The organism is Erythrobacter sp. NFXS35 (genome assembly GCF_040148725.1).
Lineage (GTDB): Bacteria > Pseudomonadota > Alphaproteobacteria > Sphingomonadales > Sphingomonadaceae > Erythrobacter.
This window is the reverse complement of sequence record NZ_JAGDEB010000001.1, coordinates 390,848-414,633: the sequence shown is the minus strand read 5'-3', so window position 1 is coordinate 414,633 and position 23,786 is coordinate 390,848. Positions and strand designations below refer to the sequence as shown.

Genomic DNA, 23,786 nt, shown 5'->3' with positions numbered 1-23,786 from the left:
GCCCACTTGTCGCGGCAAGCGCAAACACTAAAGTGATTTGCATGACCTCGCTCCCCGTCACCGAACTGACCTCCCGCGCCCGCGAAATCTTTCGCCGGGTAGTGGAGGAGTTTATCGACAGCGGGCAGCCGGTCGGGTCCAAGACGCTGGCGGCCGATGGCACCCTCAACCTCTCGCCGGCTTCGATCCGCTCTGTATTGGCCGATCTCGAGGCGGCGGGCCTGCTTGCAGCGCCGCATACCAGCGCGGGGCGGATGCCGACCGACGCAGGCTTGCGCATTTTCGTGGACGGTCTGATGCGGGTGGCCGAACCGACCCTGCAGGAACGGACGGCAATCGAATCCCGCTTGGCCGAAGCGGGCCCGGTGGAGGCGGCGTTGCAGCAGGCTTCGGCGATCCTCTCCGACCTTTCGGGGGCAGCGGGCATGGTCCTGGTGCCACATCGTGAACAGCGCCTTGCCCAGTTCAGTCTGGTGGATCTGGGGCAGGGGCGGGCGCTCGCGGTATTGGTGGGCGAGGATGGCGGGGTAGAAAACCGCATCGTAAACATCGGCGGCGCGATCAGCTCCAGCGCGCTCGATCAGGCGAGCAATTACATCACCGCGCGGCTCGCCGGGCGCACGCTCGCCGAGGCGGCGCAAGCGATGCGGACCGAGATCAACGCCGGCAAATCGCAGCTCGACGATGCCAGCCGCGATCTCGTCGAACGCGGCCTCGCCGTGTGGAGCGAGGATGCCGCTGCGCGCCCGGTACTGATCGTACGCGGGGCGGCCAATCTGCTCGATGAAAGCGCGGTGGGCGATATCGAACGCGTGCGACGCCTGCTCGAAGACCTCGAAAACAAGCAGTCGGTGGCCGAATTGCTCGATTCGGCCCGCGATGCCGAGGCGACCCGGATATTCATCGGTAGCGAAAACCGGTTGTTCGCGCTGTCCGGCTCCTCTGTCATCGCCTCACCCTACCGCGATCGGGAAGGGCGGGTGGTCGGCGTGCTGGGTGTGATCGGGCCGACGCGGTTGAATTACGCGCGGGTTGTCCCCATGGTGGATATGACCGCCCGTTCGCTGGGCAAGCTCATCGCTTGAATGGAACACACGAGACATGATCGATAACGACAAGCCGCGCGATTCTGCGGCTGAAGATGAATTGAAGGGCGTGCCGGAGGAGTTCCTCGATGACGGCGAGGACGAAACCGAAGGCGGGGCGGACGACGCCCTTGGTGAGGCGCTTGCCGGACTGCGCCGCGATCTCGAAGCCGCCAAGCAGGACGTGCTTTACGCGCAGGCCGAAACGCAGAACGTGCGCCGCAGACTCGAACGCGAGAAGGACGAAGCGCGCGCCTATGCCGCAACCGGCTTTGCCCGCGATGTCCTGAGCGTGGCCGATAACCTGACGCGCGCGGTGCAGGCCATTCCGGAGTCATTGCGCGAGGACGAGAAGATGAAGGGCCTCGTCATCGGTCTCGAAGCCACTCAGCGCGAGCTGGAAAAGGTTTTCGCCAGCCACGGCATCACCCGCATTGCGTCAATCGGCCTGCCGCTCGATCCCAATCAGCATCAGGCAATGCTTGAAGTGCCCAGCGCCGATCACGAACCCGGCACGGTGGTGCAGGAAATGCAGGCCGGTTGGATGATCAAGGATCGCCTGCTGCGCGCGGCGATGGTGGCGGTGGCGAAGAAGCCCGACTAGTATCTGGCCTTCGCTGCGCCGCATACCCTGATGGACGCGACGAGCGGTGGAACTCTGTATCCGGCTTTTCCGTTGAGGAAGAGTAACAGGAATACGGAGATACCCAATGACTCATCGTCTCAAACTATCCGCCATCACTGCTGCCTGCGCCCTATCGCTTGGCGCGTGTGCTGATAATTACGCGTTAGAGGGCGCCGGAGCTGGCGCGGCTGCGGGCGCTGCGATCGGCGCCGTAACCGGCGGTGATGTCGGCACGGGTGCAGCAGTCGGTGCAGCGGCCGGCGGCGCTGGCGGCGCGTTGATCGAAAAGGATGACGGCGACTGCTACCGCGTCGGCGATGACGGGCGCGAATATCCGGTGCGCTGCCCGAACTAGGCCGCCCGCGCTAAGAGGACGCCGCCTTCGGCCCGAAGGGCAAGATGGCGGCATAGGTCGTCAGTGGTGGCGCACCCGCCACGCTGGCGCCTTTCATGAGCAGAAATGTGTGCCGCACGATCTCGGCCTGTTGTTCGATCCCGTAGCGTTCCAAAATCCAGCCCGGCTTCAGCGCGTAATCGTAGCGGCACAGCGGGTGCCGGTTGAGGATCAGATACCACTGCCCGCGCGTCTGGGTCTGCCAGACGTGGGTCATCTCGTGTATAAAATGCGCCTGGAGCGACAGCGATGCGATGGCGAAATCATCGCGGTAGCTTGCGGCTGCGGGGTGGAAATGGATGTGCCCCATCGGGGCCATTGTGACCTTGCGGGGCTGGAACGCAAAGAACTTGCGCCGCCGGATCGATACCCGCGCATAGTCGATCGCTTCGCCGAACACACTGCGTGCAAGACCGACCTCACCGAGAGTAAGCGGGCGCTGGCCGCCGACCGGGCAGGCGTGCGGCAAGCCATTGCCCGCCGCCGCGCCCGTCCCGGTCAGCGGATCACTCAGCGTTCTTCACCCGCAGCCCGCACGTCCGCCTGAAACACCTGCGTCGCACCGCCCGACATGGTGAGCGTCACCGTCACCTTGTCGCCAGGCGCGAGGTCTGCGGAAGGCTCCATCGCCATCACGTGCAGCCCGCCCGGCTCGAACGCGACCTTGGTGCCTGTCGTGAGTGCGATGGGCAACGCTTCCATCATCTGCACCTTGAAATCATATTCGCCATAATCGTGCATCATGGCGCTGCCCGCTTCGGCCACCTCGGCCTTGCGGATGGTCAGCCCCCTGTCGCCTTCATACGCAAGATCGAAATAGACCGCCGCCGGGTTGCCCGCCACCGGGGGAAGAACCATGCGAGCATTGCTGATCGTCATGCCGGGCACCTGCCCTGCCACCGCCTCCGTCGCGGCAGTTTCGGTCTCGCCCCCGCAGGCGGCCAGACCGAGCATCGCGGCCAAGCCCAACCTTGCTGCCCCCCTGCGGATCGCGCCGAACCCTGTGCCCCGGTTTTTCGTAAGCCCCTGCATCCCCGTTGATCTGTTCACTTCACATGTCTCCTTGTGGAATGGCGGAAAACTAGGCCGTCGGAAGTCTTGTGCCAAGCGAAACCGCACCTATATCGCGCTCACCAACGAGCCGCCAAAGCGCTTTGCCGCCCTGTGGGAAGCGCGATGCGCGGTGTCCAACAATTTCCAGATGGATGGGGAAACAATGGGTAAAGTAATCGGTATTGACCTCGGAACCACCAATTCCTGCGTTGCTGTCATGGACGGCGGCAAACCCAAGGTGATCGAGAATTCCGAAGGCGCGCGCACCACGCCTTCGATCGTCGCCTTCACCAAGGATGGCGAACGGCTGATCGGCCAACCGGCCAAGCGTCAGGCGGTGACCAACCCCGACAACACCCTGTTCGCGATCAAGCGCCTGATCGGTCGCCGGTTCGAAGACCCGCTGACCAAGAAGGACATGGAACTCGTCCCCTACCAGATCACCAAGGGCAAGAATGGCGATGCCTGGGTGAATGCAGGCGGCGAAGATTACAGCCCGTCGCAGGTTTCCGCCTTCATTCTGCAGAAGATGAAGGAAACCGCCGAAAGCTATCTCGGCGAAACCGTGACGCAGGCGGTGATCACCGTTCCCGCATATTTCAACGATGCCCAGCGTCAGGCCACCAAGGACGCCGGCCAGATCGCGGGTCTCGAAGTGCTGCGCATCATCAACGAGCCGACGGCTGCCGCGCTCGCCTATGGCATGGACAAGGACGAGGGCAAGACCATCGCTGTCTATGACCTTGGCGGCGGTACCTTTGACGTGTCGATCCTCGAAATTGGGGACGGCGTGTTCGAAGTGAAGTCGACCAACGGCGACACCTTCCTCGGCGGTGAGGATTTCGACAACGCAATCGTCGAATACCTTGCCGATGCCTTCAAGAAAAAGGAGGGCATGGATCTCAAGACGGACAAGCTCGCCCTGCAGCGTCTGAAAGAAGCGGCCGAAAAGGCCAAGATCGAGCTTTCAAGCGCGGCCACGACCGAGATCAACCTGCCGTTCATCACTGCGCGCATGGAAGGTGGCAGCACCACCCCGCTGCACCTGGTCGAAACGATCTCCCGCTCCGATCTTGAAAAGATGGTCGACAAGCTGATCCAGCGCACGCTCGATCCGTGCAAGAAGGCGCTGGTCGATGCCGGTATCTCGAAGGATCAGGTCGACGAGGTCATCCTTGTCGGCGGCATGACCCGTATGCCCCGCGTGCGCGAAGTGGTGGAGCAGTTCTTCGGTGCCAAGCCGCACACCGGCGTGAACCCGGATGAAGTCGTCGCCATGGGCGCGGCCATTCAGGCGGGCGTGCTGCAGGGCGACGTCAAGGACGTGCTGCTGCTCGACGTGACTCCGCTTTCGCTCGGCATCGAGACGCTGGGCGGCGTATTCACCCGCATGATCGACCGCAATACCACCATCCCGACCAAGAAGACCCAGACCTATTCGACCGCCGAAGACAATCAGAACGCGGTGACGATCAAGGTCTATCAGGGCGAACGCGAGATGGCGGCGGACAACAAGCTGCTCGGCAATTTCGACCTGATCGGCATCCCGCCCGCACCGCGCGGCGTGCCGCAAATCGAAGTCACCTTCGACATCGACGCCAACGGCATCGTTTCGGTCGCGGCCAAGGACAAGGGCACCGGCAAGGAACAGACGATCAAGATCCAGGCGTCGGGCGGTCTGAATGACAGCGACATCGACCAGATGGTCAAGGATGCCGAGAAGTTCGCCGAGGAGGACAAGAAGCGCCGGGCTGCCGCGGAAGCGCGCAACCAAGCCGACAGCCTTGTCCACGCGACCGAAAAGCAACTGGCCGAACACGGCGACAAGATCGACGCCGCCACCAAGACCGCAGTCGAGGAAGCTCTTGCGGCGACCAAGACGGCGCTCGAAGGCGGCGATGCCGATGACATCAACGCCAAAGCGCAAGCCTTGACCGAAGCGGCGATGAAGATGGGCCAGCAGATCTACGAACAGCAGCAGGCGGCAGGGCCGGATGCGGCTGCCGAGGCTGAGGCTGAACCGGCGGGCGAAGAAGACGTCGTCGACGCCGAATTCTCCGAAGTGGATGAAGACAAGAAGGGCTAAGGCCCCGATGCAACCCGGTATCGTACCGATGCGCCCGGACGCGATGTCCGGCGCATCGGTGGCGACCGGTCACGGGGAATAGGTCAGACCAATGTCCAGCGCCCAAACAGATTACTACCAGACGCTCGAAGTTTCGCGCGATGCCGATGGCGCGACCCTTAAAAGCGCCTATCGCAAGCTCGCGATGAAGTTTCACCCGGACCGCAATCCTGGCGATGCCACCTGCGAAGCCAAGTTCAAGTCGATCAACGAGGCCTATGATTGCCTCAAGGACCCGCAAAAGCGCGCGGCCTATGATCGCTTTGGCCATGAAGCCTTCACCCAGGGCATGAACGGCGGCGGCGGCGGCGGCCCGTTCGGCGGCGGCGGCGGTCGCGGTGACTTTGCCGATATCGGTGACATTTTCGAAACGATCTTCGGCAGTGCCTTTGGCGGCGCGGCAGGCGCGCGGCAGCAGAACCGCCGCGGCGCCGATCTGCGCTATGATATGCGGGTAACGCTCGAAGAGGCGTTCCACGGCAAGTCCACCGAGGTCGAGATTGAGGTCAGCCAGTCGTGCGACACCTGCGACGGCACCGGCGCAACGCCCGGCACCAGCGAACGCCAGTGCAACCTATGCAACGGAATGGGCGCGGTGCGGGCCAAGCAGGGACTGTTCGTGATCGAACGTCCCTGTCCGACGTGCGGCGGTCGGGGCAGCGTTATCGAGGATCCGTGCCGGGTCTGCCGGGGCGAAGGCCGCGTGGACAAGGCCCAGGCGCTGCAGGTCGATATTCCCGCAGGCGTCGACACCGGCACCCGCATCCGCCTGACAGGCAAGGGCGAAGCGGGTCAGCGCGGCTCGCCTCCGGGCGATCTTTATATTTTCCTCCACGTCCAGCAGCACCGCGTGTTCGAACGCGAAGGCACTACCCTGATGACCCGCGTGCCGGTGAGCATCTCCACTGCGGCGCTTGGCGGCTGTGTCGAGATCCCTGATCTCGACGGCAGCACCAACCGGCTCGACATTCCGGCCGGCATCCAGTCGGGCAAGCAACTGCGTATTCGCGGCGCCGGGATGCCGGTATTGCAAGGCCGTGGGCGCGGCGATCTGGTGGTCGAAATTGCGGTCGAAACCCCGACAAAGCTGTCGCGCCGCCAAAAGGAGATCCTCGAGGAATTCCGCGCCACCGAAACCGGCGACGAATGCCCCGAAAGCCGCGGCTTCCTTGACAAGCTCAAGGACGTGTTCGGCGGCTGATGGGCGATGCTGCCATCGCTCATCATCATCGATGATTTTCTGAAGGACCCGTGGGCGGCGCGGCGTGCGGCATTGGCGCTGGGTTATGATCCGGCGCGTCAGCACGGCAATTTTCCGGGACTCAATTCCTCAACCCCGCTCGATACTGCAGCGGTGGACGCTGCCGTGTCCCGGCATCTCGGGATGAAACTTGGCGCTGCACCCGGCACGCAGCACGGCGCGTGCCGGCTGACGCGCAAGGGAGACAGGGGCAAAAGCGGAGTGCATATCGACCCCGCCGCCTATTCCGGCATCCTTTACCTCTCCCGTCCCGAGGACTGCGCCAAGCCCGACGCTGGCGGCACCGACTTCTTCCGGCACCGGCGCACAGGGCTCGAGGCCGTTCCGCAGGATCCCGCCCGCATTGCTGCGTCAGGATACGCCGATATCAACGCGCTGATCGAGGATGTGGTCAACACGGACACGCTTGCGCCTGCCAAGTGGGAACGGGTGCTGCGCGTGCCCGCCCGGTTCAACCGGTTGCTGCTGTTTTCGCCGTGGCAGTTCCACAACGCCGCACCGGGCTTCGGCCGGACCCCGGAAGACGCGCGGCTGGTGATGCTGCTGTTCTTCGCGCCGGTGAAGAACTAGCCCAACCGTTCCCCAACCTCTCGCCGGATCTGCTCGATCAGCCGCTGTCGGCAGCGCCCGGCGATCTCCTCCTCCTCCAGCACAGCGAGGAACACCTTGCGCTTGGCCTCGCGGATGCGCGCTTCGGGAAGGGCGTCGGGTACGGTCGAGACCACCAGATCGATCATCCGTTCGGCCCCGTGCAAGCGTCCCCACAGATAATCGTTCTCACGGTAGTCGCGGCTGAAGAAAGCACCGAAATTGTAGAATTCGATACCGCGCAAGGTGGCGCTGGTGCCGCCTTCGCGGATCGCGCGCGCATCCTCGGGTGAAATGCGGTCGACCTTGACCGGGTTGAATTCGTCCAGCCCTTCCTTTCGGGTCATCGGCAAGGTGGCGACATCGTAGAACGGAAAGCCGAGATAGGTCAGCAGCATCCGCCGCTTCAAGTTTTTCGGCATTTCCTCGAACGCATCGATCAGCAGTTCTTCGGCGGCAAGATCGGTGCCGGGCAGCAGACGCTCGGTCGCGAGGAAATCGAGCACCGCGCCCGGAGTCTCCACAGCAGCGCCAGCGAGCGTGGCGAAATGGGTGTTCTGCAACACCCGCTCGTCGGTGCGGTAATACAGCGCCAGGATCGCGTAGAGCCGGTCTCGCGCATGGTCGAGCGCATCGTCGGGAATATCGGGATCGAGCTCCCAATCACGCGACAGCTTGCGCGCCAGCAATTGCAGGCGGCGGATGCGGAAGCCGGTATCGTGCGCACGGAAGAAAGCGATGGCCTCCGCACTGGCGCCGCCATGCGCATCGGTCAGGCGATCAAGCCCGCGCGCGGCAAGTTCCCGGCGCAGGGCAGCAACCACGAAGGATGTGTCTGCCGCCCCCGCGCCCGCCACCCGCAGCGTCAGGCGGGCGAGTTGATCGAGGATCGCGTCGAACTTCGCCAGCGCATAGGCGCCGAAGGCATAATCCGCCCGCTCAGCCGCAGCCTGCTGCGCCTTGGCCCGCCAACCGGCCAGTCGCTTTGGCGTCGGGCGGTCGAGCAGGAAGGTGTAGCCGAACAGCTTTTCCACCGCGCGGTCGATATCGGGCTGCAAATCCATCACGATCCGTTTCAGCCGCGCCGCATCGCGCGACTGGCGCTCGATCCGCTCCAGATCGTCTCGGATCGGCTGTTCGCGCGGGATGGTAGAGAGCGAACCGAAGATCGCGCCGAAAAAGCCGATTTCACGCGCCGGGCCGGAGGGCGTGTGGGCGCGGCTGTCCGGGCGCGGGTCGATATAGACGAAACGCCGATCGACCTCGCGCTGCGCCGGGCGGCCGTGAAGCGCGGCCAGTGCTGCCCCGAACGGGGCGTTGACCAGCACCGATCCATCAATCAGCGCCACTTCGCCGATGGTGCCATCGCGGACATGCACCGGCATGATCCGCTTCAGGAATTGCCCGCGGGTCGCCCAGTGGTGGTTTTCAGCGGCAGCCAACCGGTCGATCTCGTCGATGCCGAGCGGCGGAAAGGCACCCGGAAAACTCGCCGTCGCCCGCGCCGCCAGCACCAGTTCAAGGTTATCGGCGAACGGCTGCGGAGCATCGGCGGCAACCCGCTTGCGAAAGCTGATCGACAGGCGGTGCTCGGTCTCCTCCACTGTCGGCGGCGAATTCAGGCGCAGGGTCTGCGGATGTCCGCGAAAATCGGTGGCCGTAACCACCAGATCGACTGGGTAGCCCGGCGGCAGCAAGGGAACACCATCGCCCTTTTCCGCCATTTTCACCAGCGCTTCGTACAGCATTGCCGAAAACCGCGCTCCCGAGAACGGCGGGCTGAACCACCGCCCGCGAACGAAGCGGGATACCTTGCGGCGCACTTCCTCACGCGTTTCGGGCGATACTGTCTCGCTCACCGCATTGCCCGGGCGGCTCAGGAACCATTCGGCGATCGGCTGAGCCCACAGCTTGCCATAACGCCACAAGGGTTCAGCCTTGGGATCGGTCAGCTCGCTGACATCGGCGTTTTCCAGCCACAGGTCGGTCAGCGGTTCGAGGCTGTGGCCCGAATGGATCGCCTGCGCCAGGAACACCGCATTGATCCCGCCCGCGCTCGCCCCCGTCAGGATGTCGGGCAGAATTCGCAGCCGCAGTCCGTTCTCCCGCTCGATCCCGGTCAGAAAGTCGCGATAGGCCTCCGCCACCCCGTCGAGCGGCACCGCACCCGGCTGGTGAAACGCCCGGCTGGCGCGTGCCATGTGCCAGATTTCCTTGGTGATGCCGTGCATATAGACAGCAAGGCTGACGCCGCCGTAGCAGACAAGGGCAAGGCGCAATTCCTTCTGACGCATGACATTCTCCTAGCGTGGAAGATCGCGGCAATGCAATTGCGTTCTAATTCTGTTCCGATTATGGACGCATCCCATGGCAAAATCGAAACGCCGCTATGTGTGTCAGGCCTGCGGCAGCGTATCGCCGCGCTGGCAGGGTCAGTGCGCCGATTGTGCGGAATGGAACACGCTGGTGGAGGATGTGCCGGCGACAGTGTTCTCGCAGAAGCATGATCTGTCACGCGGGGGCAGGGCGCTGGCGTTCGAGCCGCTCAATGCGCCGACCCAACTGCCGGTGCGCAAGTCGACCGGGCTGGCAGAGTTCGACCGCGCGCTCGGCGGCGGGTTGGTGCCGGGATCGGCGGTGCTGATGGGCGGCGATCCGGGGATCGGCAAATCGACCTTGCTGCTGCAGACCGCCGCCACGATCGCGCGCGGCGGCAATGATGTGGTCTATGTCAGCGGCGAGGAAGCGGCAGGGCAGGTGCGCCTGCGCGCGTCGCGCATGGGGGTGGTCGATGCGCCAATCCGGCTGGCGTCGGAAACCTCGGTGCGCGATATCCTGACCACATTAGGGCAGGGCGATCCGCCCGCGCTGCTGGTAATCGATTCGATCCAGACGATGCATTCCGACACGATCGAGGGCGCGCCGGGCACGGTGTCGCAAGTGCGCGGCTGCGCGCTCGAACTGATCCGTTATGCCAAGGAAACCGGCTGCGCGGTGGTGCTGGTGGGCCATGTGACCAAGGATGGCACCATCGCCGGGCCGCGCGTGCTCGAACACATGGTCGATGTGGTGATGAGCTTCGAGGGCGAACGCTCGCACCAGTACCGCATCCTGCGCGCTTTGAAAAACCGCTTCGGCGCGGTCGATGAAATCGGCGTGTTTGCAATGGCGGCCGAGGGGCTGGAGGAGGTCGCCAATCCATCGCTTCTGTTCCTGTCGGGGCGGGATCAGCCCCTGGCGGGCAGCGCGGTGTTCCCGGCGCTGGAAGGCACACGGCCTGTTCTGGTGGAGATCCAGGCGCTGATCGTCCGGCTGCAATCGGGCGCAACACCGCGCCGCGCAGTGGTGGGGTGGGACAGCGGGCGGCTGGCGATGTTGCTGGCGGTGCTCGAATCGCGCTGCGGGCTGAACTTCTCGTCGGCCGAGGTCTATCTCAACATCGCCGGGGGTTACCGGCTGACCGATCCCGCCGCCGATCTTGCAGTGGCCGCTGCACTGGTTTCCGCGCTGGCGGACAGGCCCTTGCCGGACAAGGCGGCGTGGTTCGGTGAAGTCAGTCTGGCGGGGGAAATCCGCCCGGTTGCTCACGCTCCGCTGCGCTTGCGTGAAGCGGCAAAGCTGGGCTTTACCCGCAGTTTCGGCCCGAATGGGGTAAAGCCGGAGGATGCGAAGGGATATCGAGGCTTTGCCGCACTTGCGAACCTCGTTGACCAGGTGATGGGCAACGCATAGACAGGCGCGGCTATGGCTGGGCTGGATTTCATCTTTCTGTTCATCGCCGGTGTTGCGGCAATCGGTGGATTCCTGCGCGGGTTGGTGCAGGAAGTCCTTTCGCTTGCGGCATGGGTGTTCGCCGCGCTGGCGGTGCATTTCATGCACCCCGTCCTCACCCCTGCGCTCAGCGACCTGCTCAATTCGGCGCGGCTGACGCCGGTTTTCTCCTTCGTTCTTCTGCTGCTTATTCCCTATGCGGCGATGAAACTGATCGCCGGCAATATAAGCGGGGTTTCAGAGGGCGCGATTCTGGGGCCGATCGATCGGGTGCTCGGCTTCGGCTTTGGCGCCGTCAAAGGGGCCTTGATCGGCATTTTCGCCTTTTCGCTGCTGGTGCTCGGGTTCGACCAATCCTGGGGCTATCAGGGTCGCCCGACATGGATCACCACCGCACGCACCTATCCTGCGGCGGACAGTTTTTCGCGCCAGCTGGTGCCGATGATCGCCGCCCGGCGCGAGCAGTTGCGGCGCGAATCCGATGTGCAGAAAGCTGCCGCCGCCAAGGCTGGCGGTTGAGCGCGATGTCCGGCACACGCCCGGCTCGGCTGTATTCTCCTCAAGTCCTAGCGCTCACAACCGAACTTGCCGCACATCCGCTCGACGATACACTCCCGTTGCGGGCCGAGGCCCGGTCGCGCACGTGCGGCAGCACCATAGCTGTCGGGTTGTCTCTGGATGCGGATGGGACGATCGGCCGGGTCGGGATGCAGGTGAGCGCCTGCGCAATCGGACAGGGCTCAGCCGCTCTGCTGGCGCGCAGTGCGCAAGGACGCAGCGCCGGGTCGATCGCCGACGTGTTGACCAGCCTCGAGCGCTGGCTGGCCGGGACAGGGGAACTGCCCGCGTGGCCCGATCTGATCGTGCTGGCACCCGCACGCGATCACCCCGCACGGCACGCAGCCTTGCTGTTGCCGTGGAAGGCCGCCAGCAAGGCGCTTTCAAGCCGCGCCGCTGCGGGCTAGGGGTCATGCCACAAGACCGCCCCCGCAGGCGGCATAAGGGGATCGATCGACATGGCAGAAGCGCAGGCGCTCGCAAACCGCGAGCCGAGCGAGAAGGAAATTCGGTTGGTGATCGGCGCGTCGAGCGCGGGCACCATCTTCGAATGGTACGATTTCTTCATCTACGGGACGCTCGCCTACATTCTGAAAGACGCGTTCTACGCCACCGATAACGAAACGCTGGGCCTGTTGCTGGTGTGGTCTACCTTTGCGGTCGGCTTCGCCTTCCGTCCGCTGGGCGCGATCCTGTTCGGCTTTCTGGGCGACAGGCTGGGCCGCAAATACACCTTCCTCGTCACAGTCACGCTGATGGGCATTGCGACGGCAGGCGTCGGCCTGATCCCCACCGTGGACACCATTGGCATGGCCGCGCCGATCATCGTCATCCTGCTGCGGGTGCTGCAAGGCCTTGCGCTGGGCGGAGAATATGGCGGAGCGGCGATCTATGTCGCCGAACACGCCCCGCCGGAAAAGCGCGGCTTCTACACCAGCTTCATTCAGGCGAGCGTCGCGGGCGGTTTCGTGCTGTCGATCATCGTTGTGCTGGCCTGCCGGTTCCTGATCCCGGCCGATGCCTTCGCGGCGTGGGGTTGGCGCGTGCCGTTCCTGCTGTCGATCGTACTGCTGGTCATATCGCTGTGGATGCGGCTGAAGCTGTCGGAAAGTCCGGTGTTTCAGGCGATGAAGGAGGCGGGCGAGACCTCGGGCAATCCCTTCGTCGAAAGCTTTACTTATCCCGGCAATCCGAAACGTATCTTCGTCGCGCTGTTCGGGATCACCGGCGTCCTGACGACGATCTGGTACACCGCCTTCTTCTCCGGCATGAGCTTTCTACGCGGCCCGATGCATGTCGATGATCAGACGGTGGAACTGGTGCTGCTGGTGTCCGGTCTGATTGCGATGAGTTTTTACATCTTTGTCGGCAAATGGTCCGACCGGGTAGGCCGCAAGCTGCCGATCATCATCGGCGCTGCGTTGACGCTGGCACTGTTATTCCCGCTATTCTGGATGATGGGCAGCCTTGCCAATCCGGGCCTTGCATCGGCGGCCGAGCGCACGCCAATCGTCGTCAGCGGTCCCAATTGCGTCACCGACCCGTTCGCCGAACTGTTTCAGCGCGAACAGACCGATTGCGGCAAGGTGCTGGAGACGCTGACCGCCTCGGGCGTGCCGTACACGCTGATCCCCGGCGACACGCTGAGCGTGACCGCGGGCGGAGAACCGGTGGCGATCGACCCGGTATGGTTCGCCGACAGTGCAGCGCGGCGCACCGGCATTCATGCCGCGCTGGGCCAGTATGGCTTCGACTTTTCCAAACAGCAGCCGGATACCGCCAACATCATCGGCATCGTCGGCATTCTGCTGGCGCTGGGGATGCTTTCGGCGCTGACCTATGGTTCGGTCGCGGCACTGCTGAGCGAGATGTTCCCGCCGCGCATCCGCTATTCCTCGATGTCGATCCCCTATCACATCGGGGCCGGATATCTCGGCGGGTTCCTGCCGTTGATCGCGGGCGTGATCGTGGCGAGCACGGGGGATATGTATTCGGGCCTGTGGTACACTTGGGTGATCGTCGCCTTCGGACTTGTGGTGGCATGGTGGGGCCTTCCCTCCGGACCGCCGACGGACTTTACCGATGACTGAGGTGATGCCGCAGCCGACCTTGCGGTTGTCGCTCGACACGCAGGCGCTCGCGGCCAACTGGCGCGCGCTCGATGACCTGTCGGGCGGGGGCAGGGCAGGCGCGGCGGTTAAGGCCGATTGCTATGGACTGGGCGTTGACACCTGCGTTCCGGTGCTGCGCGATGCTGGGTGCGAAACCTTCTTCGTGGCCCACTGGGACGAGGTCGCGGCGGTCGCGCGTCATGTGCCGCCTGCGCAGATCGCGGTGCTGCACGGCCCCCTGACCGCAAGCGATTGCGACTATGCGCGCAGCGTTGGTGCCTTGCCTGTCATCAACTCGCTCGAACAGGCGGAACGCTGGCGTGCGTCGGGCGGCGGACTGTGCCACCTGATGATCGATACCGGGATCAACCGGCTTGGCATCGCCCCTGCCGAGGTCAGCGATCCTTGCATCGCCGCGCTGGATATCGATATCGTGATGAGCCACCTCGCCTGCGCGGACGAGGATAGCGCGATGAACGCCCTGCAACGCGATGCCTTCGTGACGGCGGCGGCGCAGGTGACGCATCGCCGTGCAAGCCTTGCCAACAGCGCCGGGATTGCACTGGGGGTCGACTATGCGTTCGATCTGACCCGGCCCGGGCTCGCGCTTTACGGCGGAGTGCCCCAGCCGCAACTGGCATCGGCAATCCGCCCGGTGGCGCGGGTGGAGGCGGCGATCCTGCAATGTCGCACCATCCTGCCGGGTGAAAGCGTGGGCTACAACGCCGCCTTCACCGCTACCGCGCCGATGCGTGTGGGCACAGTGTCGATCGGCTATGCGGACGGGTTCCTGCGTCTGCGCGGGGTCGGCAACGCCTTGCTCCATCTGGGTCGCCGACTGCCGATCCTTGGCAAGGTTTCGATGGACATGGTGGTGGTCGATCTTTCAGCCGCGCCCGATCTGGCCGCGGGCGACTGGCTGCAGGTGCCGTGGGATATCGCAAATTGTGCGCAGCAAAATATTCTTTCGCCTTATGAATTGCTGACGGTAATCGGCCAGCGTCTGCGCCGAGGGTAAGCTTATCCTTGCCGCTTATATTGCACTGCAGCTTGTGCAGGTGCTAAGGGTGTGCAGCGTCAACTGACAGGATAACATAATGGTGGGCAGGTCGAAGGCGGCATCGGGCGAAAACGGCGGTGTCGTAATCATCAAGAAGTACGCCAACCGGAGGCTCTACAACACCGCCTCGTCAAGCTACATCACGCTTGAGGATCTGGCCCGGATGGTACGTGAGAACATCGATTTTCAGGTGCTCGACGCCAAAAGCGGGGACGATATCACCCATTCGATACTGACTCAGATCATCATGGACGAAGAAGCCAATGGCGAGCAGATGCTGCCGGTAAGCTTCCTGCGCCAGCTGATCGGGATGTACGGCAATTCGATGCAGGCGCTGATGCCGTCCTATCTGGAAGCCAGCATGACGAACTTCCGCGAGAACCAGTCGAAGATTCGCGAAGCTTTCGAAAAGGGCATGACCGGCAATCCCTTCGCCGCGATACACGAGACCAATATGGCGATGATGCGCGCTGCTGCCGGAGCTTTTATGCCGGGCGTCGCCAAGGGCAAGGATAAGCCTGCCGCGCCCGTTGCAGAATCGAAGGACGAAATCGCCCAGCTGCGCGAACAGATGGCCGCGATGCAAAAGAAGCTGGACGAATTGGGCAAATAGCGCGAAGCGCGGCGCGCCTGCGGCACAGGGCCGCGTGAGAAAAGTCAGGAATGAAGTCCGTGTCCCAGATCCGCCACGCGCTGACCGTGAAGCGCGAAGACGATTTCGCCAAATGGTATCAGGAAGTGATCGCCGCCGCCGACCTCGCCGAGGAATCGGGGGTGCGCGGCTGCATGGTCATCAAGCCATGGGGCTACGGCATCTGGGAACGCATCCAGCGCCTGATGGACGACCGGATCAAGGCCGCGGGCGTGCAGAACTGCTATTTTCCGCTGTTCATCCCGCTTGCCAATTTCGAACGTGAGGCCGCGCACGTCGAAGGTTTCGCCAAGGAAATGGCGGTCGTCACCCACCACCGCCTGATTTCCGACGGCAAGGGCGGGCTGATCCCCGATCCCGCTGCCAAGCTGGAAGAACCGCTGGTGGTGCGCCCGACCTCGGAAACGATCATCGGCGATGCAATGGCGCGCTGGATCCAGTCGTGGCGCGATCTGCCGCTGCTCACCAATCAGTGGGCCAACGTGGTGCGCTGGGAAATGCGCACGCGAATGTTTCTGCGCACCAGCGAATTCCTCTGGCAGGAAGGCCATACCGCGCACGAGAACCGCGAGCAGGCAGTTGCCGAAACGCACCGCGCGCTGGAAATGTATCGTGCCTGCGCCGAGGAAGACCTGGCGCTGCCGGTGATCGCGGGCGAAAAGCCGGAGAATGAACGCTTCCCCGGCGCGGTCGAAACCTGGTCGATCGAAGCGATGATGCAGGACGGCAAGGCGCTGCAGGCGGGCACCAGCCACTATCTCGGCACCAATTTCGCGCACGCTGCCGGCATTCAATATCAGGACCGCGAAGGCGCGCAGCAATATTGCCACACGACCAGCTGGGGCACGTCGACCCGGCTGATCGGCGGGGTGATCATGACGCACGGCGATGACGATGGCTTGCGCGTTCCGCCCGCTATCGCGCCGCAGCAGATCGTCATCATCCCGATGCTGCGCGAAACGCCCGAGGATGCCGAATTGCTGGCCTACTGCGAAAACGTTCGCTCCGCGCTGGCTTCGCAAAACGCCTCGGGAGAAAAGGTGCGCGTGCTGCTCGATACCAGGCCGGGCAAGGCTGCGGCCAAGCGCTGGAGCTGGGTGCGAAAGGGTGCGCCCATCATCGTCGAAGTCGGCCCGCGCGACATGGCCGAAGGCAAGCTGGCGGTCCTGCGCCGCGACCGGCTGTGGAATGCCGAAAACGGCAAGCCCGCGATGCAGTTCGTCGCCCATGACGAATTTGCTGCGGCAGCAGGCGCGCTGCTCGAGGAAATCCAGCACGGCCTGTTCGACGAAGCCCGCTTGCGACGCGATGCCAACATCACTCGCGGGATCACCGACTGGGCCGCAGTCGTGCGCCACTTCGAAAACGGCGGCAAACATCCCGGCTGGGTCGAGGTCGAATGGGCCAAGCCAACCGGCGCGGCGCTCGATGCAGTGGTGGAAAAGCTGAAGGCGGTGAAGCTCACCATCCGTAACGTACCGCGCGGCGGCGAACCTGCTGGCGGCACCTGTATCTTCACCGGCGCACCGGCGACCGAGCGCATTCTGATCGCCCGCGCTTACTAGGCTTGCGTCGATCCCGCAGGGCGGGCAGACAGTGCATCATGATCAAACGCGCCCTTCTGCTCGCCGCACTGCTGGCCAGCCCGCTTTCCGCCCAGACCCATCCCGCAGACGAGGTATCCGCAGAGCGCCTGCGCAGCGATGTCGAAAAGCTGGTCAGCTTCGGCACCCGCCATACCCTGTCATCGCAGACCGATCCCGAACGCGGCATTGGCGCGGCTGTGGATTGGGGGCTGGCTGAATTCAAGCGGATCGGCGCGAAGTGCGGTGGCTGCCTCGAAGTCCTGCCTGTCAGCGACACGATCACCGCTGCCCCGCGCATCCCCACACCCACGTTGGTGCGCAACGCCGTCGCCATCCAGCGCGGCACCGAACGCCCCAAAGAGGTCGTGATCGTGCAGGGTCACATCGACAGCCGTGTGTCCGAAGCGCTCGATTTCACCAGTGATGCGCCGGGCGCGAACGATGATGGATCGGGCACCGCGTTGGTGCTGGAAGCGGCGCGGGCGCTGTCGGGCGAGACATACCCCTCCACCATCATCTACGCTCTGCTGTCTGGTGAGGAACAGGGGCTCCACGGCGGGCGAATACTCGCCGATTGGGCCGAGGCACAGGGCTTCACCGTGAAAGCCGTGCTCAACAACGACATCGTCGGCAATTCCTGCGGCAAGGACGGATATTGCGAGCCCAAGGTGGTGCGCGTGTTCTCCGAAGGCCCACGCGCCGACCTGACCGACCGTTTGCGCGCCGCGCAAACCCGGTTCGGGGGCGAGAACGACACGCCTTCGCGCAACCTGTCGCGCTGGGTCGCGGGGCTGGCGGCCGAGCAACCGGACGCAATGCAAGTCCGCCAGATCTGGCGCACCGACCGGATGGGGCGGGGCGGGGATCAGGTGCCGTTCCTGCAGAAGGGCTATCCCGCGATTCGATTCTCCGTCGGGGTCGAGGATTACGACCACCAGCATCAGGACCTGCGCACCGAGGACGGGGTGTTCTACGGCGACACGGTGGACGAAATGGATTTCGCCTATCTGGCCGGGGTGACGCAGCTGAATGTGCGGGCACTGGATGCGCTCGCCCGAGCGCCGATGCCGCCAAAGGTGACGGTGGACGCGGCGGTGCGCGTGGATACCGAAGTCAAATGGCAGACGGTCGCCGGTGCAGAAGCCTACCGGCTGATCAAACGCCGAAGCGATGCTCCTGCATGGGGTGGCGATGAAGTCATCATGGTGGCGGCTCCGACAAGCACAAAGGTCATGCCTTATCGCGGCGACGACTGGATTTTCGGCGTCGCCGCCTGCGATGGCAATTACTGTTCGCCTGTGTCCAGCGCTGTCCCCGGCGGGGCGTTTGAACCGGTGGCGAAGGAATAGACCTTCGTCATTGCGAGGCGCCGTAAGGCGGAGTCGCAGACGGCGCGAAGCGCCACCCGGGAATCCATAAACCGGCGCTGCAACCAGTCTCGCCGTCTGATGCTGGATTGCTTCGCCTTCGGCTCGCAATGACGTGGCTTATGAGTTAGGGCTAACCTATGCCCAAGCCCCCCAAACTTCCCCAAGGAATGCCGACCGCCAAACAGGTGCTCGACTTCATCCAGTCCTCCGACATTCCCGCCGGCAAGCGCGAGATCGCCAAGGCATTCGGGCTGAAGGGGCAGGAGAAGATCAAGCTGAAAGCCCTGCTCAAGGACATGGCGGAAGATGGGCTGATCGACGGCAAGAAATCCGCCTTTCACCGCATGGGCGGAGTCCCCAAGGTGACCACGCTCAAGATCGTCGCCATCGAAGACGGCGATCTGATTGCCGAGCCCGATAACTGGGACCCCGAAGCCCCCGGCGATGCTCCGCGTCTCACCATCCGCGAACCGCGCCCGAAGCCCGGCGTAAAGCGCCCGCCTGCGCTCAAGCGCGGCGACCGGGTGCTGGCGCGCACCGAGGAAACGGACGCAGGCTGGATCGCCCACCCGATGAAGAAGCTGCCTTCGCGCACCGAAGGGCTGATGGGCGTGGTCGAGTTCGACAAGAGCGGCAAGGCATGGCTCGCGCCAGTAGACAAACGCGTGCGCCAGTCCGCAGCCATTGCCGACGTGGGTGAGGCCGAGGAAGGCCAGTTGGTGATCGCCGAACGGGTCGGGCGGTCCGACCGCGCTGGCGTGAAGGTGGTCGAAGTGGTGGGTGATCCGCTCGCCCCCAAAAGCTTCAGCCTGATTGCCATCGCCAAGCACGGGATCCCCAACGTGTTCCCCGAAGAAGCGTTGGAAGAAGCACCGCGCGCGGCCAAGCTCAAGCTGTCGGAAAAGACCCGCGAGGACCTGCGGCATTTGCCCATTGTCGCGATCGACCCCGCCGATGCGCGTGACCATGACGATGCGATCTGGGCCGAGCCGGACGGGCAGGGCGGGTTTAACGCGCTCGTCGCGATTGCCGATGTGTCATTCTACGTCCGTCCCGGCTCCGCGCTCGACCGCGAGGCGAGGAAGCGCGGCAATTCGGTCTACTTCCCCGACCGCGTGGTGCCGATGCTGCCCGAAATCCTGTCCGCCGATGTGTGCTCGCTTAAGGAGGGCGAGGACCGCGCGGCGATGGCGTGTCACCTCCATATCAATGGTGACGGCAAGGTCAGCAGCTTCCGCTTCACCCGCGCGCTGGTGCGGATTGCGCACAACATTGCCTATGAGGATGCGCAGAAGGCCGTCGATAGCGGCAGCCCGCCGGAATACCTCGCTCACTTGTGGGACGCATGGAAGGCGCTCTCCGCCGCCCGCGATGCCCGCGATCCGCTCGCGCTGGAACTGCCCGAACGCCGCGTGGTGCTGAACGAGCAAGGCCAAATCGCCGAGATCGCGCTGCGCGAACGGCTCGATGCGCACCGCGTGGTGGAAGACTTCATGATTGCTGCCAATGTCGCTGCAGCCAAGGCGCTGGAGGCGAAGACCGCCCCTGTCGTCTACCGCGTCCATGAACCGCCGAGCCGCGAAAAGTTGATCGCGCTGCGCGATTATCTTGCCACGATGGACAAGAAGCTGGCGCTGGGTCAGGTGGTGACGCCAGGCCTGTTCAACCGGATGCTGAAGGACGTCACCGACGAGGCGGAAAAGGCGCTGGTGATGGAGGCGGTGCTGCGCAGCCAGACGCAGGCCTATTACGGCCCCGCCAATGCCGGACATTTCGGGCTTTCGCTGGGGTCTTACGCGCACTTCACCTCGCCAATCCGCCGCTATGCCGACTTGCTGGTGCACCGCGCGCTGGTGGATGCCTACAAGCTGGAACAGCCCGCCCCGCCGGGATCACTGCCGGACACTTCCGGCCTGTCGGACCGCGACCGCGCCAGCTTGCAACAAGTCTCCGACGCGATCAGCCAGACAGAACGCCGGGCGATGGAGGCCGAACGCGACACCATCGACCGCTACGTCGCGGCGTGGCTATCGGCACGGGTGGGTGAGGTGTTCGATACCCGCATCACCGGGGTGCAGGGCTTCGGCTTTTTCGCCACCATCGTCGGGCTGGGGGGAGATGGCCTCGTACCGATCTCGACCTTGGGCGGCGAGTACTTCCGCCATGACGAGGCGGCGCAGGCGCTGGTGGGAACCGACAGCGGCACAACCTATGCGAGCGGCGACCGGCTGAAGCTGAAACTGGCCGAGGCCAACGCGCTCACCGGCGCGCTGAAGTTCGTGCTGCCCGATACCGATGCGGGCGCGATCGAGCAGCGCGGCGCCCGTCCCGATAATCGCCGCCGGGGTTCCGGCGGGCCGCCGAAGAAAGCGGGCAAATACATGGCGGGCCAGCGCGGGCGGCCCGGCAATATCAGGCATCAGGGGCGCAAGAAGTAGCGGCTCTGACCTGATCTGGGCCCTGAATTAGACCTGATGGTCGCTCTTGGTCTCGTCGTAACCGGCGGGGACGATGTAGAGCGGGCAGGGCAGCGTGCCGGCAGCGGCCGAGAAGTGCGTTACCAGCGGTCCGGGGGCTGTGCCGGTGGCGGCGCCCAGCACCAACGCGGCGACTTCATCATGCTCGGCCAGAAATTCGCTGACGATCCTTTGCCCATTACCGATCTTGACAGAAATCGTCGGCATGATCCCGCTTTCCGCCAGCAGATTGCCGGCGACTCCATGGGCGAGCATCTCCGCGCGGTCGCGCGCCTCCTCCTCGATGGTGGCCTGCACGGCGCCGAACGCGCTGAAGTTCTGCTGCGGCACCAGCGCCAACACATGCACCGCGCCGCCCACCGCCACCGCTCTGCGCGCGGCATAGCGCAAGGCGGCCAGCGCCTCTTCGCTTTCGTCGATGATGACCAGAAATGTGCGCATGTCTTCGAGCCCCGTTGGGTGCGGTGGTATCGATGCATTCGTATGGAATGGCAAGTCCCCCGCTCTGACCACTTGCCCGACGCTAGGGAATTGGCCAGAGAACGGGCAAGGATCGTTTACGGGAGTTACACTGGATCATGGCCCTGGATATCAAGATGCCGGCTTTGTCGCCCACCATGGAAGAAGGCACGCTGGCAAAGTGGCTGGTGAGCGTCGGTGACACGGTGCAATCGGGCGACATCATGGCCGAGATCGAAACCGACAAGGCGACGATGGAGTTCGAAGCGGTCGATGAAGGCGTGATTGCCGAGATCCTGATCCAAGCCGGGACCGAGAACGTCAAGGTCGGCGCAGTGATCGCGCGGCTGACGGTGGAGGGCGAGGAGGAGGCTCCGGCCTCGAAGCCTGCTGCGTCATCGTCCGAACCGGCTCCTGCTCCTGCCCCGGCACCTGCGAACGAAGGCCCGGCTGCAACCCCGACGGCACGCAAGCTGGCCGAGGCGAACGGGATCGATCTGGCGCAGATCGAAGGCACCGGCCCCAAGGGCAAGATCACCAAGGACGATATCGAAGCAGCCATGGGCGGGGGCGGCGCTGCATCCGTCACCGGCGCGCGCTCACCCCAGCCCGCGCCCGCGCCCGCTCCGGCTACCGCGCCCCCAGCTGCAGACGGAGAGCGCATTATCGCCTCGCCGCTGGCCAAGCGGATCGCGGCGGACAAGGGGATCGATCTGTCGCAGGTCAAGGGCAGCGGCCCCAATGGCCGGATCGTGAAGGACGACGTCGAAAACTTCACGCCCGGAGCCACCGAGCGAGTCCCCGCGCAGGCGGGGACCTCTGGCCCTAGCGCGCCCAAGCCTGAGACACCCGCCTCCGCGGGTGCTCACACGACGAACGGCAGCGCGCCGTTTACCGACGAGAAGCTTTCGGGCGTCCGCAAGGTCATCGCCCGCCGCCTGACCGAGAGCAAGCAGACCGTCCCGCACTTCTACCTCACCATCGACATCCGGCTCGATCCGCTGCTGGAACTGCGCGCGCAATTGAACACTTCGCTGGAACCGGACGACGTGAAGCTGTCGGTCAACGATCTGCTGATCAAGGCGCTCGCCCGCGCGCTGATGCGCGTGCCGCAGTGCAATGTCAGCTTCCAGGGCGATACGCTGCGCCGTTACGAACGCGCTGACGTATCGGTGGCGGTGGCCGCGCCTTCGGGCCTGATTACACCGGTCATCACGAGCGCCGACACCAAGGGCCTGGCCGCGATCTCGACCGAGATGAAGACGCTTGCGGGCAAGGCGCGTGATGGCAAGCTGATGCCGCATGAATATCAGGGCGGCACGGCGAGCCTCAGCAACCTCGGGATGTTCGGGATCAAGCAGTTCGACGCGGTGATCAACCCGCCGCAGGGCATGATCCTCGCCGTCGGCGCGGGGCAGAAGCAGCCCTATGTGGTGAACGGCGAGGTGGAAGTGGCGACGGTGCTGCACGCCAGCGGCAGCTTCGACCACCGCGCCATCGACGGCGCGGACGGCGCGCAGCTGATGGAGGCAATCAAGCAGCTGTGCGAGAACCCAATGGGGCTGGTGGTGTGATTGTCGGTAACGTCTTTTGTGCCGAGCAGCTCGTTTATCAGACCTCATCTGTCCAATATTCTCACGGACATCTATCGGTCACACGACTAGATGAGGACGATCCGAGGCTGGTTTCTTACCGAGGCCCAAATTTTAGTATACCGTTCCCTTCGGTGTCTTATCCGAAACGGGATCGCCTAGTTGGCTTCTATGAGGCGCATGGTAAGAACAGTCTTGGGTCAGTCTCATTCGTCAATGGCGCTGCTGCGCGAGATGGAACGGAGACTTTCGATCTGACCGACGTGAACGCGCAGTACGCCTACAGTCATGCAGGGCTGGATGCGACATTCGATGTCGTTATTGGAGAGCCTCACCTCGAGACGTTCTGTAGCCCGCCACCAAGACATTCGTCAAAACGCTATGTAATCCAAATCACAGTTCCATTCGCAGGCTACATGAGATTTTTCAACGTATCAGATCCTGCCGCTCGGGAGTTCTATCGAAGGAATTTGGCGGAAATTTTCGGCTCAGATGTAGCAAAGACCACCGAGCACGATGACTGACCGCACTCCCCAAATCCGCGTCACCGCCATGCCGGCTGACACCAACCCCTATGGCGGGGTGTTCGGCGGGTGGCTGATGGCGCAGATGGCGCTGGGCGCAGGGTCGCTCGCGAGCCGCGTGGGGCAGGGCAAGGCGGTGGTCGTCTCCGCCACCGATTTCGCCTTTCCGGGCGCGATGGCGGTGGGCGATGAACTCAGCGTCTATTGCGACGTAAACGCCACCGGCACCACCTCGCTCACCATCGCTGCCGAAGCCATCGCGCGGGAACGCAATGGCGAGGCGACCACCAAGGTTGCCCAAGGCACCTTCAAATTCGTGTTGCTGGGCGAAGATAACTGCCCGCGGCCCATCGCTGCAGCGGCTTTGCCCGAGCCGGGTAAGTGACACCTGTCCTACATAAGCGGCGCTTGCCATACTTGGGCCATGCCGCTCGCTTCGCGCCTTTCCGCCCACTATTGCTCCGGACCCCCGCGACCGGAGCCGGTTTTCGCTTC

At 64.1% G+C, this 23,786-nt stretch carries 21 protein-coding genes; 17 read left to right on the top strand and 4 right to left on the bottom strand.

Going from position 1 to position 23,786, the window contains the following annotated elements:
• Positions 1 to 41: 41 nt before the first annotated feature.
• The 3 genes from hrcA (at position 42) to J3454_RS02025 (ending at position 2,065) form a co-directional block, all read left to right on the top strand.
• A complete protein-coding gene (gene hrcA / locus J3454_RS02035; RefSeq protein WP_349512092.1) occupies positions 42 to 1,085 on the top strand; it encodes a heat-inducible transcriptional repressor HrcA in 1,044 nt (347 codons plus the stop codon).
• 16 nt (positions 1,086 to 1,101) lie between these two features.
• Complete coding sequence (locus J3454_RS02030) at positions 1,102 to 1,689, top strand: nucleotide exchange factor GrpE (RefSeq protein ID WP_349512091.1); 588 nt, start codon at positions 1,102 to 1,104, stop codon at positions 1,687 to 1,689.
• 106 nt (positions 1,690 to 1,795) lie between these two features.
• Positions 1,796 to 2,065: a YMGG-like glycine zipper-containing protein gene (locus tag J3454_RS02025; protein ID WP_349512090.1), complete on the top strand. Its 270-nt coding sequence runs from the start codon at positions 1,796 to 1,798 to the stop codon at positions 2,063 to 2,065.
• Between the two features lie 10 nt (positions 2,066 to 2,075).
• On the opposite strand, the gene J3454_RS02020 is transcribed toward J3454_RS02025, so the two are convergent.
• Together J3454_RS02020 and J3454_RS02015 are read right to left on the bottom strand one after the other, a co-directional pair.
• The gene (locus tag J3454_RS02020; RefSeq protein ID WP_349512089.1) at positions 2,076 to 2,573 is read right to left on the bottom strand and encodes a vgr related protein; all 498 of its coding nucleotides are present in this window, start codon (positions 2,571 to 2,573) and stop codon (positions 2,076 to 2,078) included.
• A 41-nt stretch (positions 2,574 to 2,614) separates the two neighbouring features.
• Complete coding sequence (locus tag J3454_RS02015) at positions 2,615 to 3,154, bottom strand: copper chaperone PCu(A)C (RefSeq protein WP_349512088.1); 540 nt, start codon at positions 3,152 to 3,154, stop codon at positions 2,615 to 2,617.
• Positions 3,155 to 3,320: 166 nt separating this feature from the next.
• On the opposite strand from J3454_RS02015, the gene dnaK reads away from it, so the two are divergent.
• From dnaK to J3454_RS02000, 3 genes are all read left to right on the top strand, one after another.
• Entirely contained in the window at positions 3,321 to 5,243 is a 1,923-nt protein-coding gene (dnaK, locus tag J3454_RS02010) for a molecular chaperone DnaK (RefSeq protein ID WP_349512087.1), read from the top strand.
• A gap of 91 nt (positions 5,244 to 5,334) precedes the next feature.
• Entirely contained in the window at positions 5,335 to 6,483 is a 1,149-nt protein-coding gene (gene dnaJ / locus J3454_RS02005) for a molecular chaperone DnaJ (RefSeq protein ID WP_349512086.1), read from the top strand.
• A 6-nt stretch (positions 6,484 to 6,489) separates the two neighbouring features.
• Positions 6,490 to 7,113, top strand: a complete 624-nt coding sequence (locus J3454_RS02000) for a DUF6445 family protein (RefSeq protein ID WP_349512085.1) — start codon at positions 6,490 to 6,492, stop codon at positions 7,111 to 7,113.
• Here the strand turns inward: J3454_RS02000 and J3454_RS01995 are convergent.
• Positions 7,110 to 9,425, bottom strand: coding sequence for a patatin-like protein (locus J3454_RS01995; RefSeq protein ID WP_349512084.1), 2,316 nt, complete (start codon positions 9,423 to 9,425; stop codon positions 7,110 to 7,112). The two genes, J3454_RS02000 and J3454_RS01995, sit on opposite strands and share 4 nt — an antisense overlap.
• Before the next feature lie 73 nt (positions 9,426 to 9,498).
• Here J3454_RS01995 and radA point away from each other — a divergent pair, with 73 nt between their 5' ends.
• From radA to rnr, 9 genes are all read left to right on the top strand, one after another.
• Positions 9,499 to 10,863, top strand: coding sequence for a DNA repair protein RadA (radA, locus tag J3454_RS01990; protein ID WP_349512083.1), 1,365 nt, complete (start codon positions 9,499 to 9,501; stop codon positions 10,861 to 10,863).
• 12 nt (positions 10,864 to 10,875) lie between these two features.
• Positions 10,876 to 11,421 carry a CvpA family protein gene (locus J3454_RS01985; protein WP_349512082.1) on the top strand — a complete coding sequence of 182 codons (546 nt, stop codon included), beginning with the start codon at positions 10,876 to 10,878 and terminating at the stop codon, positions 11,419 to 11,421.
• A 5-nt stretch (positions 11,422 to 11,426) separates the two neighbouring features.
• A complete protein-coding gene (locus tag J3454_RS01980) occupies positions 11,427 to 11,867 on the top strand; it encodes an iron-sulfur cluster assembly scaffold protein (RefSeq protein ID WP_349513123.1) in 441 nt (146 codons plus the stop codon).
• Positions 11,868 to 11,918: 51 nt separating this feature from the next.
• Positions 11,919 to 13,550 carry an MFS transporter gene (locus J3454_RS01975; protein ID WP_349512081.1) on the top strand — a complete coding sequence of 544 codons (1,632 nt, stop codon included), beginning with the start codon at positions 11,919 to 11,921 and terminating at the stop codon, positions 13,548 to 13,550.
• Positions 13,543 to 14,589, top strand: a complete 1,047-nt coding sequence (gene alr, locus J3454_RS01970; RefSeq protein WP_349512080.1) for an alanine racemase — start codon at positions 13,543 to 13,545, stop codon at positions 14,587 to 14,589. The genes J3454_RS01975 and alr overlap by 8 nt, the downstream gene beginning before the upstream one ends.
• 79 nt (positions 14,590 to 14,668) lie before the next feature.
• Positions 14,669 to 15,244, top strand: coding sequence for a polyhydroxyalkanoate synthesis repressor PhaR (gene phaR, locus J3454_RS01965; protein WP_349512079.1), 576 nt, complete (start codon positions 14,669 to 14,671; stop codon positions 15,242 to 15,244).
• 50 nt (positions 15,245 to 15,294) lie between these two features.
• The gene (locus J3454_RS01960; protein WP_349512078.1) at positions 15,295 to 16,848 is read left to right on the top strand and encodes an aminoacyl--tRNA ligase-related protein; all 1,554 of its coding nucleotides are present in this window, start codon (positions 15,295 to 15,297) and stop codon (positions 16,846 to 16,848) included.
• A gap of 38 nt (positions 16,849 to 16,886) precedes the next feature.
• Positions 16,887 to 18,218 (top strand): M20/M25/M40 family metallo-hydrolase, encoded by a 1,332-nt coding sequence (locus J3454_RS01955; protein WP_349512077.1) that lies wholly within the window; start codon positions 16,887 to 16,889, stop codon positions 18,216 to 18,218.
• 158 nt (positions 18,219 to 18,376) lie between these two features.
• Positions 18,377 to 20,677: a ribonuclease R gene (rnr, locus tag J3454_RS01950; protein WP_349512076.1), complete on the top strand. Its 2,301-nt coding sequence runs from the start codon at positions 18,377 to 18,379 to the stop codon at positions 20,675 to 20,677.
• Positions 20,678 to 20,704: 27 nt separating this feature from the next.
• On the opposite strand, the gene J3454_RS01945 is transcribed toward rnr, so the two are convergent.
• Complete coding sequence (locus J3454_RS01945) at positions 20,705 to 21,157, bottom strand: universal stress protein (protein WP_349512075.1); 453 nt, start codon at positions 21,155 to 21,157, stop codon at positions 20,705 to 20,707.
• 137 nt (positions 21,158 to 21,294) lie between these two features.
• Between J3454_RS01945 and J3454_RS01940 the strand changes: the two genes are divergently transcribed.
• Together J3454_RS01940 and J3454_RS01935 are read left to right on the top strand one after the other, a co-directional pair.
• The gene (locus J3454_RS01940) at positions 21,295 to 22,749 is read left to right on the top strand and encodes a 2-oxo acid dehydrogenase subunit E2 (protein ID WP_349512074.1); all 1,455 of its coding nucleotides are present in this window, start codon (positions 21,295 to 21,297) and stop codon (positions 22,747 to 22,749) included.
• A 534-nt stretch (positions 22,750 to 23,283) separates the two neighbouring features.
• Positions 23,284 to 23,676, top strand: coding sequence for an acyl-CoA thioesterase (locus tag J3454_RS01935; protein ID WP_349512073.1), 393 nt, complete (start codon positions 23,284 to 23,286; stop codon positions 23,674 to 23,676).
• Positions 23,677 to 23,786 lie beyond the last annotated feature (110 nt).